The sequence below is a fragment of the Actinomadura sp. KC216 genome (assembly GCF_004348535.1).
GTDB lineage: Bacteria > Actinomycetota > Actinomycetes > Streptosporangiales > Streptosporangiaceae > Spirillospora.
This window is the reverse complement of the sequence record NZ_SMJX01000245.1, coordinates 1-12416: the sequence shown is the minus strand read 5'-3', so window position 1 is coordinate 12416 and position 12416 is coordinate 1. Positions and strand designations below refer to the sequence as shown.

Here is a 12416-nt window from a genome sequence, read left to right as displayed (position 1 = left end):
GTGCGGGACGGTGTCGGGGTGGCGCTGGTGGGTGAGGGAGTCGGGGTGTCGCTCTCCGTGGGCGTCGGGGAATCCGACGGGTCCTGGGAATCGGTCGGGAGGGCCGAGTCGCCCAGGGACGCCGAGGGGCCGCCTGGCTTGCCTTGAGCGCTCGTCCCCTCGCCAGAGTCGGACATGACGTAGAACGCGCTCGCCACGACGAGGACCACGGCCGCGACGGCGGCGAGTACCGGCCAGAGCGTGCGCGGGCCGCTCTTGCGCTCCTTGGGCTGCGGGGCGGTGTGTTCGATGGCGACGGGCCAGCCCCAGGCGTCGAACGGCTCGGCGCGGTGCGCGATCGCGGCGAGGTCGGCGGCCAGCGCCGGGTCCGTCGCGGTGGCCATGACGAGGCCGCGCAGGTCGGTCGGCATCATCGCGACGGGCAGCACCTGCAGGTACCGGGCCGCCGAGATCGTCCGGTCGCGCCGCGCGATGCAGGTCGGGCACGTGTCGATGTGGTGGACGAGCTGCCGGACGATCGGCGGCGGCAGCGGCCACCCGCCGTCGTCGGCGAGCGCGGCGACGCCGGGGCAGTCGCGCCCGTTGCGCGCGATGGACGCCGCGGCGAGCGCGTCCTCCAGGCGGGCGCGGGCCTCGCCGGTCAGGTCCGTGGCGGCCTCGGCGTCGATGTCGAGCACGCCGCCGATCTCCACGACGTCCAGGCCGTGCCGGAGCATGAGGTCGAGCGCCTCGCGCTCGCGCCCGCGCAGCCCGGACATGGCGCCGTGGACGAACTGGCGGGCCTCCTGCCGCTGCGCCAGCTCGGCGTTGTCCAGGAAGCCCTCCTCGACCTCGGGCGCCTCGCGGCGCTCGGCGGGCCGGTGCGGGTCGCGCAGCCGCCGCATGCATTCGTTCCGGACGAGCGCGTACAGCCAGCCGCGGAAGCGGTCGGGCTCGCGGACGAGGGGAACGTGCGCGTAGGCGGCGATGAGCGCGTCGTGGAGCGCGCCGGCCGCCTGGTCCTGGTCGCGCAGCAGAGCGTGACAGTAGTCGTACAGGCGTGCCGCGTAACGATCCATGACCTGGATGAGGGCGCTTGGATCGCCTGCGGCCAGCGACCGCGCCAGGCGCTCGTCGTCGGCGCGGTCGAGAGTGGGCCATCCGGACACAAGGTCCTCCTGCGGGCTCAGTCAGAATCCTCGTCCACATCACGAGGGACGGGTTGTGAAGATCTGAAGGGGAGCGAATGCGCTCTCCCCGCCCCGGCCTTTCCGCCCGGCGGCGTCGGCAGCCGTTCCAACCGGCGTGCCAGGGAGGTCGCACCCGCCCGGCCCCGCCGGGAATGAGGTCGGTTCACTCATCCTGGACGAGGGCCAGGGAAAGCGGGTCGGAGGCCCGACGGCCCCGCTCCCCGTCGGGCCTCCACTTGAATTGACGAGCGACCACCGCGCCCGGTTGACACGGATCGAAGGAAAAAATCCAGAACTACCTGGCGCGATCGCATGATCACTACTGATCACCGGATGGAGATCGGCGGATGTCGATCGGCCGGACGGGTCCGGCCGGATGAATCGCGGACGGGATCAGCGGAAGGCGATCATTGGATGCGGCGGGACAGCATCTTCAGGAAAATCTTCTGAATCTCTTCCGGCGTCATCGCGGTCTGGACGCTGCCGTTCGTCACCCGGGCGATCTGCTCCAGCTCGTTGCGGTCCACGCCCCGGCCGAACCCGATCATGTTGACCTGGATCGGCTTGTTCGGGTCCTGCATGTTCTTGAGCTGCCTCAGGGCCACCTGCAGCGTGGGGCCGCCGGGGTCGTCGTTCTTCCCGTCCGTCAGCAGCAGGATGGAGTTGCCGAACTCCGGCTTGTAGGTCCTGTTCATCCCGCTGTAGGCGGCGAGCAGCGTCCGGTAGAGGCCGGTGTCGCCGTCCGGTTTCGGCCGCATCTGCTGGAGCGTGGACAGGAAGCGCCCGCGCCGCGTGGTGGACCCGATCCGCTCGTCGAGCGGGCCGATCGGGATCATCTCCTTGTACGGCTTGTCGCCGTTCATGTTCGTCGAGAACAGCCACTGGCCGAGCTCGGTGTCGTCCGACATCATGCTCAGCCCGCCCTGCGACACCTGCGCGATGGCCTGCAGCCGGTTGCGGTTCGGGCCGACCTGCTCGGCCATCGAGCCGGACACGTCGATCAGCACGAGCATGCGCAGCCCGAGCGTCAGCTTCGACCACGCCTGCATGACCTTCGCCACCTCGGCGCTCTTCGGCGCGGGCAGCTGCCGCGGCCGGGCGGGGCTGACGCCGGCCTTCTGGTCGAAGCCGTTCGGCGCCTTGCCGTCCGGGGTGCGGAACCCCGCCGCGTGGACGTCGCTGCGCGTGGCCTCGGTGCTCATCGCCTTCTCCAGCAGGCGGGCGCCCTCCTGCTCGGCGGCGTCCGTGCTGGTGATGGTGAACGGGTAGTCCATCGACAGCGTGCCTTCGAGCGGGTACAGCGCGACCGCCGGCTCCTCGGGCCCGGTCTTGTTGTACTTCCACAGCGCCTGCTCGGACGACAGCGAGATCGGCTGCTTGCCGGTGCGGCCCTTACGGAAGTGCGTGAACTCCGCGGCCACGTCCGGGACGGTGCTCTCCCGGACGGTCCGGACGATACCGGTGAAGATCGAGTCCCGGTTCGGGTCGTTGGCCAGCAGCGTGTTGGTGATCATCAGCGAGCCCATGCCCGCCGCGTTCTTCATCGGGTCCGGCACGACCAGCCGCACCGAGCCCGCCGGGATCATCTGGTTCTTGGTCACCGCGCCGCCCGCGACGCCGCCCGCGGCCTTGAGCAGGTTGTCCCAGGACGGGCTCGCGGTGATGCCCTGCTGCTTCAGCTTCGCCGCCAGCGACTGCGGCAGCCCGACGACGATCGGGCTCGTCGCGACCGAGGTCGTCGTCTTGGCGGACGCCGCCCCGCCCGGGCCGCCGCCCTCGCCGGCGCCGGACTGCGCCAGCGACACCCACAGCGACGAGTCGGGGATCCACACGTCCGGACGCTCGTTGGACGGGTTCGCCACGCCCTGCCCGGACAGCAGCGTCGACACCGACGACGGCTCCACCTTCTTCACGGTGGCCACGACGCATCTGCCGCCGGCCTTCTGCTTGGAGTCGTTGAACCGCCCGGCGGCCTTCTCCACGATCGGCGCGATGTCGGGCGCCGCCGCGACGGTCAGGTTCATCGCCTCGTCGCCGCCGCAGCCGCTGCCGCTCTCCGCGAACGCGTACACGCCGACGCCCAGCAGCAGCGCGAGGCCCACGGCCCCGGCCATCGGCCCGATCAGCGCGGACGCGCTCCGCTTGCGCTTGCGCCCTCCGTACTCGTAGCCGCCCGATCCGCCGCTGTAGCCGCCCGACCCGCCGTAACCGCCCGACCCGCCGGAACTGACGTAGTCACCCGACCCGGCGTAGTCACCCGAGCCGCCGTAGTCACCTGCTCCGCCGCCGTAACCGCCGCCGCCATCGCCATAACCCCCGGACCGCTGAAGAAGCCCGCCCGGCCTCCTTCGGAGTCGTATTCGCTGTATCCGGTCCCGGCGAGCGGGGAGGGGCTCCCGGACGGCGGTCCCTGCCGGCTCCCGGCGGCCGGCTCGTCGAAGCCGTAGTCGCTGCCGCCCCCGGAGCCGTAGCCGCCGCCGCTCTCCGAACCGTAGCCGCCGCCTCCTGAGCCGTAGCCACCGGGCTCCTGGGTGCCGCCATAGCCGCCGGGACTGTAGATGGGCTGCTCGCCCGACCGGCGCGGCGTGAACCATTCCGGCGTCTCGCCCGAGGAGCCGGGCGCGGCGGGCGGAGGCCCCGCCGGGGTTCCGGGCGGGGGTCCCTGCGGGCCCGCGGGCTGCGGGCCGCCGACGGGACGACCCTGGCCGTCCCGCGTCCCGAACCAGTCGGCGGACCCGTCGTTGGCGGGGCCGAAGACGGGCGTGGACGGGTCGTAGCCGCCCTCGCCCGCCCCCTCGGGGAAGTCATTGCCATGACGTCCGCTCATGCCCTGCCCTCGATTCACCAGAAACCCACCGATGTTCCCCGGCACTGTAGTAGTACGAACTAGAGGTTACAAAGAACTCAAAAGTGATAATGACGCAGGTCATGCGCGTATGTCTCATCTCTGGCGGAGTCGCCCACGGCCGTCACACCCAGCGAGCAGGGCGCTACACCCGCCCCCTCGGCTGCCTGCGGCGCAGCGCCTCCGGCGCCCGGTGTTCGGCCAGTTCCGGCCGGGTGTCGCTCGCCCGTCCCGGGAGTCCTCGTGTCCGCCGCGCTGTCATGGAGAGAACCGTCACAGCCGCCGCGAGAACCATGGAGAAGATCCACCGGGACCGAACCGGATTCCGGCAAGATCCCGCGGCCTTGATCGTTTCGCGCCGCACGGCATCGGCGCGCAGGCTCCACCGGCCCGCATATTCGACGTCGGGAGTTGATGCGTGTTGAGAATCCGGTGACGCGGGACGGAGGGCGCCGTGCCCGCGCCCGTTCCCGGCTTTCCTCGATCACCGGCCGCCGTTCTCCCGCCCGAAGTGGTTTCCCGGGAACGGTGCATGCCAAGGTCATCACGCCGCCGCTCCTGACCGGGGCGGAGGAGGGGCGGACAGGACGCGTCCATTGCGCCGACAGACCGCGTCCATCGCGTCCGGTCCGCTGCGGGAGACTTGGGGGATGGCCAGCCTGGTTCCCGTCTCCGACCCCGCGGACCCGCGCCTCGCCGACTACGTGCGGCTCCGCGACGTGAACCTCCGCAAGAGCCTGGAGGCCGAGCACGGCCTGTTCGTCGCCGAGGGCGAGAAGGTGATCCGCCGGGCGGTCGCCGCCGGACACCCCGTCCGGTCCCTGCTGATGGCCCGCCGCTGGTTCGAGCCGCTCGCCGACGTCCTCGACGGCGTGGACGCCCCCGTCTACGTCGCCGACGACGCCACCATGGAATCGGTCGCCGGGTTCCAGGTCCACCGCGGTGCCCTGGCGTCCCTCGAACGGCTCCCGCTCCCCGCCGTGGACGACGTCGTCTCCGGCGCGCGCCGCGTCATCGTCTGCGAGGACATCGTCGACCACACCAACATCGGCGCCATCTTCAGGTGCGCGGCGGCGCTCGGCGTCGACGCCGCCGTGCTGGCGCCGCGCTGCGCCGACCCGCTCTACCGCCGCTCGGTCAAGGTCTCCATGGGCGCGGTGTTCGCGCTCCCGTACGCCCGCATGACCGACTGGCGCAACGGGCTCTCGACTCTGCGCGACCACGGGTTCCTGCTACTGGCGCTGACCCCCGCGCCCGACGCCCTGCCCATAGACGACGTGCCCAGCGACGATGCGAAAACGGGCGGACGCAGGGCGCTCCTCCTGGGGTCCGAGGGGGACGGGCTGTCGTCCCGCTGGCTGCACGAGGCCGACCATCGCGTCCGCATCCCGATGAGCGAGGCCGCACTGGCCCGTGGCGTCGACTCGCTCAACGTCGTGGCGGCCGCCGCGATCGCCTGCTACGGCCTCACTCGCTGACCGCTCGCCGATCAGTCGCGGTCACTTGCCGAAGCTGCCGCGGCGGGGACGCCGGTGCTCGCCCTTCGTCCGCTTCGGGGCCGCGGCCGGCATGCGCTTGCGGCCGAGCCGCGCCTGCGTCAGCAGCAGCGAGAACGCCACCATCAGCGCGGCCAGCCACGCGATCTGCGTGCTCGCCATCCGCTCGAACGTGAGGTCCTGCGCGACGGGCGCCTTGTTGCCCTGCAGCCGGCTCTGCGGCGTCGCGACCTGGCCCGGCGCCACCGACGGGTTCGGCGCGTTCGGGCTCGTGATCGGCGGCAGCGCCACCTGCGGGTTCCGCGGGTCGAACGAGGAGTTCGGCGCCGGCGGGATGTACCCGCCCGTCGACCCGGAACCGGACGAACCGCCGCTGCCGGAGCCGCCGGAACCCCCGGCGCCACCGGAACCGCTGCTGGTGTTCCCGCCCCCGGACGACGAGGCCGAAGGCTTGCGCGTAGTCGTCTTCGACGTGGGCGGGGGCTTCGTCGTCGACGGCGGCGGCTTGGACGTCGACGGCGGGGGCGAGGTGTCGATCGGGAGGGGCGCGAATATCACCTTCCCGCTGCCGGTTCCCGTCACCGCCTTCTCATCGACCGTGCCCGCGACGGTGACCTCCATCGTCACCGTGACCTTGTCCGTGATCGTGGTCTCGTTGAGCTTCACGACGGACTCGGTCGGCTGCAGCTTCCCGTCCGCGCCGATGAGGTTGCATGCGGGCTCGCCGTCGCAGCCGCTCTTGATCTCCGGGTTCCCCTTGGCGGGGTCCGCGATCAGCTTGACGCCGGTGACCTCGAGTTTCGACGGGGTGATATCGCCCTCGATGACGACCTTCGTCACGACCTTCGCTTCTTTGTCGGCCCCCACGCTGCTCGTCTCCGCGGTGACCGTGATGCCCAGCGTCGGGTCTGCCGAACCGGCGACGGCGGAGGCGCCGCCGGCGGCGACCACGGCGGCCGCGCCGAGTCCGATGATGGTGGGTATGACCGCTGATCGGCAGATCACTGCCGCAGCACCTCCGTTGCGTCGCCGTTGAGCGCATGTGTCATCGCTTCGAGGGGTCGCCTCGGGACACAAGCGAACACGGAACTAACGCCCAAATCAACCCCATCCGAAATCATGTGAACTCTTCACGAACGTCTTCAACTTCCGTTCTGGGGGCCCAGGTCTGCCAGATTCCCAGGTCGATGCGGTCCAGCCCCAGACTTTCGGCGATCGGGGCGCGTCCCCCTGAATATTCGACCCGGAGCCAGCTTTCGTGTTCGCCCACAACGACGAAGCGTTCACCGCGCCAGCGGCAGGTGGTCCGGACGTAGCGGAGGTCCTCGATCTCGGACGCCGGGACGACCCGGCGGTACCGTCCGGGACGCAGCTCCTCGAACCCGTCCGTCGGCGCGGGCGCGTACAGCCTGACCTCGCCGTCCGCGCCGGGCGCCGCCTCGAAGTCGCGGCCGAGCCAGCGTGCGACGTACCCGTCCCTGATCACTGCGCGGCCTCCGTCCGTCCGCCGGACGCGTCCCGCCCGCCCGCCGCGTCGGCGCTCGCGTCGGGCCGGAGCCAGGCGAGCCGGTCGGGGTCGTACATGGCCACGAACCGCTCGGACCGGTCACCGGCCAGGTAGTACATCTCCGCCCCGAACGGCAGCCGGACGCTGTCCACCTTGTATTCGCGGATGGAACCGGCGCTGCCCGGCGCGAACCCGCCGCCGATGAACGGCGGCCGTTCGATCACCCACCCGGCGTCGCCCCACGCGGACAGCTCTTCCTCGTCCCGTCCGCCGAACGGGATGCGGTACAGGTCGGGACAGTAGGCGGGCCACCGGATGACGTACACGCCCTCGTCGGTGGGGGAGAACGGCGACCCCTCGTAGAGAAGCCCCAGCGCCTCGTACAACTGGACGGGCGACTGCAGTTCGCCCACGTCGCTCGTCAGGTGGACGAAGCCGCCCACCCGGTCGTAGCCCTGCTCCAAATACCAGGCGACATGCCCGTGCGGCACGACCTTCTGCATGATGGACGGCGCCGCGCCGCGGTCGTCGAGGTCGGGCGCCGCCCGCGGCACCGGCTCGGGCCGCGACGCCGGACCGGCCTGCGCCGGTCCGGCCTGCGCCGGTCCGGCCTGCGCCGGTCCGGCCTGCGCCGGTCCGGCCTGCGCCGGTCCGGCCTGCGCTGACGCCGGTTCGGCCCGCGGTGCCGGTTCGGCCAGCGGCGCCGAGTCGGTCTGCGGGTTCAGGGGGGCCTGCGGTTCCGGTTCGTGCAGCGGTTCCGGTTCGGGCCGGGGCCGGGGCGCGGTCTGCCGGACGGGCGGCACCTCGGGCCGCGCGGGCACGAGCCCGACCCGCGCCGCCCACTCGCTCAGCTCCCGCACCTGGTCGCCGCGCAGCGACGCGCCGATGCGCGTCCCAGGGTTGAGCAGCATCGCCCACCCGTCCTGCGGCCACGCGCCGATCAGCTCCCGGAAGTCGGCGTACACGAACCGCGACTCCGGCAGGACCTCGCGAAGCCGCACCAGCGAGGTGAACACCTGCACCGCCGCCTCGGTGCGCAGCGCCGCGTCCCACCGGAACTCGCGCTGCACCGGCGTCACCTCAAGCGGCGCGTCCGGCGGGATCGGGACCAGCACGTTCGCGTCCAGCAGCACCCGCAGGAACGCGTCGGAGTCGCCGGCCGACGCCGCCTCGAACAGCTCCTGGTCGATCCGGTTCCCGGCCTCGAACTCGGGCTCGGGGTCGCGGACGGCCCGCAACGGCCGCGCACCCGGCACCGTCTCCTCGGGGCCGGGCGCGTCCTCCACGCCGGGCGCTTCCGAATGCTCCGCGACTCCCGGGACTCCCGGCACCTGCGCGGCGTCGGGCGCTTCCTGGACGTCCGCCAGGGCATGACCGTCGCCGTCGCCGGCCGGCGGTTCCGGGGAGGCAGCCTGCGCATCCGCAGGATCAATCGGCGGCGGAGGGGCGGCGGCGTGCCTGCCCGTCGCCTCGTTCACGTCCGGGATCTCCGACGGGGCCGGGTGGCCTTCCGCGGCTCCGCCCGGCGCCGCGGGCACGCCGGGCGAGTCGGCGGCCGTGCTCTGCGGATCAGGGGCGTTCAGCAGGGTTTCCGCAGGTTGATGGGCCGCGGGCTCCGGGACAGGGGCGCTGGGCTGCGGGGCCCCGTCGGGGACCTCGGGCGGACCGGCATGCCGGCCGCGCGGACGTTCCGGCACCGGATCGGCGGCGAAGCCCTCGCCGGGACCCTGCGCGCCCGGTGCGCCGGGCTCGGCGGAGACGGCGGGGACGGCGGGCGCGACGGGGACGGCCGGTGTCTCCGGCGGCGGGGGCGTGGACGCGGACGGCGGCGTCGCCGCGGTGTCCGGCCCGCGCAGCGAGCGGACCTGGTCGCCTGGCATGCTCGCGTCGATGGGCGTGCCGGGGTTGAGGACGAGCGTCCACCCGGTGTCCGGCCAGGCGGCGACCATGTCGGCGAGGCTCGGCATGACGAACCTGGACGAGCCGATGGCCTCGTTCATCCACTTCAACGACGTGAAAATCTGGATGGACGTGCGGCCGTGGACGGGCACGGGCCGCCACGGGAACCCCGGGTCGCCGGGGTCGATGCCCCACGGGGTGTCGGGATCGGCGGACACGAGGACCTGCGCGCCCAGCAGGATCGAGAAGAAGGTGTCGGTGTCGCGGCGGCGGGCGGCGTCGAAGAGGCGCTGCTCGATGTCGTTCTGCGGGTCGAAGCCCTCGGTCATGCGCTGCGCGGCGCGCTGGTCGGCCCAGGTCGCGAGGCCGGGGAGCTGCTGGGCGAGGACGGTGCCGCCGGCGGGGGAGCCGGAGTTGATGGCGAGCAGCCACTCGTGGTTCGGCCAGTAGCGCAGCGCGACGGTGAACGGCAGCTTGATGTACTCGGTGCCGGTCCCGGCGGCCTGGGCGGCCTCGATGAGCCGTTCCGGGGACGTGAAGACGGGCACCACGGTGGAGCCGTCCACCTCCCGCGTCTGCCAGGGGAAGCCGGGGCGGCCCGGACGCAGCGTGTAGTCGGTGTCGTCCGGAACGGGGAGCAGCACGTCAGTGGCGGCCAGGGTCTGGAGGAACAGATCGTGGTCGTTGGTGGCCGCGGCGCGGAGCAGGTCGCGTTCCACATCGTTGGCGGGCTGGAACTCCTGCCGGGACGATTCGGCGGCCGATTCGACGTTCGGTTCCGGCGCCGAACCAGGGGCCGAACCAGGGGCCGAACCGGGGGCCGAACCAGGGGCCGGGTCGCGGGCCGGGTCGCGGGGCAGGCCGCGGTGCTGGTCGTGGAGCTCCTCCCAGGGCGCGGACGCGCGGCCGACCTGCGGCGGGCGCCCGTCGCCCGCGGCGACCTGGCGGACGAACCAGGACGGCAGCCGCGCCTCGATGGGCAGGACGGTCGCGACGCCCCGGGCCGGGACGTCGACGGCGAGCCACCAGCGGTCGTCCGGCCACGTCTCGGCGATCTCCCCGAACCTGACCGTCATGAAGTGCTGGTAGGACGGGCCGAGGCAGGCGCGCATCGCCGACGCCGAGGTGTAGGCGAGCACGTGGACCCGGCCGTCCTCCTCCTGCGTCGGCCAGGACGGCTGTATCTCGTTGGCGAGGACCCCGTCCACCACGTCCGGCGGGACGGGGACGACGAGCTCGCTGTCCGCGAGGATCCGGAAGTAACTCTCCTGGTCTCCGGCCCGTACGGTCTCCTGCAGCCGGTGTTCGAGATCCGACGTGGGTCGCCACGCGTCGGCCACGGTCGCCACCCCCTGTTTCCTCCGTGCTCGTCCCCGCGCGACTGCCTACGCTACATGGGCGAACAGGACCAAAGAGCATCGTCACTCGGCAGCGCCGGAGTTTGCGCAGCTCAGCGAGCCGCCGTCCCGGCGGGCGCCCGGCCCGCCGGTCGCCGGCTCAGCGGGCGGCCAGCTCGGCGAGGGCGGTGAGGAGGCGGTCGATGTGCTCCTCGCCCGTCCCGATGCCGAGGCTGGCCCGGACGGCGGTGTCCCGGCCCGAGGAGCACGCCTGCTCGTCCGCACCCAGCAGGTGACTGACGAAGGGGTGGGCGCAGAACTTCCCGTCCCGGACGCCGATGCCGTATTCCTCGGACAGGGTAAGCGCCACGTCGCGCGCGTTCCAGCCGTCCACGACGAACGACACGATCCCGACGCGCGGTGCCCGGTCGCCCCACAGGCTCAGCTCGCGGACGGACGGCAGCGCGGCCAGCCCCGACCGCAGCCTCTTCACCAGCGCTTCCTCGCGTGCGGCGACCGAGTCCCAGGCGTCCGACAGGGCCTCGCAGGCGGCGGCGAGCGCGATGACGCCGAGCACGTTCGGGGACCCGGCCTCGTGCCGCTGCTCGGCGGACGCCGCCCACCGGGTCGTCCGCCCGACGGACGCGCTGGCGCCCCCGCCCTTCAGGTAGGGGCCGGCGGCGCGTAGCCAGTCCGCGCGCCCGGCGAGGACGCCCGCGCCGAACGGCGCGTACAGCTTGTGCCCGGAGAACGCGACGTAGTCGAGCCCGAGCGCCGTCATGTCGATCGGGCGGTGCGGGACGAGCTGCGCGGCGTCCACCGCGATGCGGGCGCCGTTGCGGCGGGCGACCTGCGCGAGCTCCTCGATCGGCCACAGCTCGCCGGTGACGTTGGACGCGGCGGTGACGACCAGCAGCCGCGACCCGACGGGCGACGCGCGCAGCGCCCGGTCGGCGGCGGAGACCGCCTCGGCGGGGGTGGCGGGCGCGGGCAGCCGCACGGCCCGCCGCCACGGCAGCAGGCTCGCGTGGTGCTCGGTCTCGAAGACGACGACGCTCGTCCCGGCGGGGACGGCGTGCGCGAGCAGGTTCATCGCGTCGGTGGTGTTGCGGGTGAACACCACGGCCGAGCGCCGCCAGCCGCCGACGAACGAGCGGACGGTCTCCCGCGCCTCCTCGTACGCCGCGGTCGTGACCTGCGAGGTGTACCCCGCCCCGCGGTGCACGCTGCTGTAGTACGGCAGTGCACGGGTGACGGCCTCGTGCACCGCCTCCAGACAGGGCGCGCTGGCGGCATAGTCGAGGTTGGCGTACGGGACGTGGCGCCCGTCCCGCACCGGCACCGGCACGTCCGCGCCGATGACGCGTGGGCCGCCGCCCCGGTGAACCTGAACCCCGGCCCCCTCGGCGGGCGTCACAGCAGGCGTGAAAGCGGAGCGGACGGACGGGACGGGGAGCGTCGAGCGGGTGAGCAGCGTCGGCATGCCGGGACCTTCCGGGTCAGGGACCCCGGAGAATCCGCCAGGATCCGCGCTTGCCGGGACGCGTGGTCGCGTCCGGCCAGGTCTTCACCCGGGGCACCCCATCGCGGACGAAGGGTTGCCGGCCAGCAAGCCGGGGCTTTGCGCTGGCGCTCATGACCTCATGCGGAATTATATGCAGGGCCGGACGGGGATCAACCGGGAGGATGCGATGCGATACGGGGTGGTTCGGGCGCTGGCCGCGGGTGTGGCGGCGCTCGGCGTGTCCGGCCTGCTGGGCGGGTGCGGGCAGCTGGGCGGCGACACCGGCCAGGTGTGCGCCGACACCAAGAAGGCGTTCCAGCAGTACATCACCCAGGTGAGGAGCATCCCGGCGGCCGAGCCCGCGCGGTGGCGGCAGGCGACGGAGACGCTCGCCGGCCGCCTCGACGCGCTGGCGAAGAAGACCGGCGACGACGACCTGAAGAAGGCGCTCAAGGCCGAGGCGGCGAAGCTCCGCGCCGCCGCCCCGGCCGTCGGCACCGGCGACGTCGCCCAGCTCGACACCGTCATGAACCAGACCCCGGCGAGCATCGGAACGGCCTGAGAGTAAGGGCCGCGAGCCGACGAGCAGGGCCCGCCCGCCGCCGGTCCGGCGGGAGGTCGGTCAGCCGATGCCGCCGGGACGGCCTCCGCCGCCGCCC

At 72.9% G+C, this 12416-nt stretch carries 8 protein-coding genes and 1 riboswitch; of the genes, 2 read left to right on the top strand and 6 right to left on the bottom strand.

What is annotated here, in order from left to right; genetic code table 11:
* Positions 1 to 1148, bottom strand: a 1148-nt coding sequence (locus E1264_RS31440; RefSeq protein ID WP_132179202.1) for a sigma-70 family RNA polymerase sigma factor, incomplete at its 3' end; no start/stop codon positions are given.
* A gap of 428 nt (positions 1149 to 1576) precedes the next feature.
* The gene (locus E1264_RS31435) at positions 1577 to 3283 is read right to left on the bottom strand and encodes a substrate-binding domain-containing protein (protein WP_243711277.1); all 1707 of its coding nucleotides are present in this window, start codon (positions 3281 to 3283) and stop codon (positions 1577 to 1579) included.
* 1381 nt (positions 3284 to 4664) lie between these two features.
* On the opposite strand from E1264_RS31435, the gene E1264_RS31430 reads away from it, so the two are divergent.
* Positions 4665 to 5492, top strand: coding sequence for an RNA methyltransferase (locus tag E1264_RS31430; RefSeq protein WP_132179200.1), 828 nt, complete (start codon positions 4665 to 4667; stop codon positions 5490 to 5492).
* Positions 5493 to 5513: 21 nt separating this feature from the next.
* Here E1264_RS31430 and E1264_RS31425 read toward each other — a convergent pair whose 3' ends face one another.
* The 4 genes from E1264_RS31425 to E1264_RS31410 all read right to left on the bottom strand — a co-directional run bounded on the left by E1264_RS31425 (position 5514) and on the right by E1264_RS31410 (position 11736).
* Entirely contained in the window at positions 5514 to 6515 is a 1002-nt protein-coding gene (locus tag E1264_RS31425; RefSeq protein ID WP_132179198.1) for a hypothetical protein, read from the bottom strand.
* A gap of 112 nt (positions 6516 to 6627) precedes the next feature.
* The gene (locus E1264_RS31420; protein WP_132179196.1) at positions 6628 to 6996 is read right to left on the bottom strand and encodes a hypothetical protein; all 369 of its coding nucleotides are present in this window, start codon (positions 6994 to 6996) and stop codon (positions 6628 to 6630) included.
* The gene (locus E1264_RS31415; RefSeq protein ID WP_132179194.1) at positions 6993 to 10265 is read right to left on the bottom strand and encodes an SseB family protein; all 3273 of its coding nucleotides are present in this window, start codon (positions 10263 to 10265) and stop codon (positions 6993 to 6995) included. Before E1264_RS31415 ends, E1264_RS31420 begins: the two co-directional genes overlap by 4 nt.
* A 148-nt stretch (positions 10266 to 10413) precedes the next feature.
* The gene (locus E1264_RS31410) at positions 10414 to 11736 is read right to left on the bottom strand and encodes an aminotransferase class V-fold PLP-dependent enzyme (RefSeq protein ID WP_132179192.1); all 1323 of its coding nucleotides are present in this window, start codon (positions 11734 to 11736) and stop codon (positions 10414 to 10416) included.
* Positions 11737 to 11777: 41 nt separating this feature from the next.
* Positions 11778 to 11894, bottom strand: a riboswitch (SAM riboswitch).
* 50 nt (positions 11895 to 11944) lie between these two features.
* Here E1264_RS31410 and E1264_RS31405 point away from each other — a divergent pair.
* A complete protein-coding gene (locus E1264_RS31405) occupies positions 11945 to 12319 on the top strand; it encodes a hypothetical protein (protein ID WP_132179190.1) in 375 nt (124 codons plus the stop codon).
* Positions 12320 to 12416 lie beyond the last annotated feature (97 nt).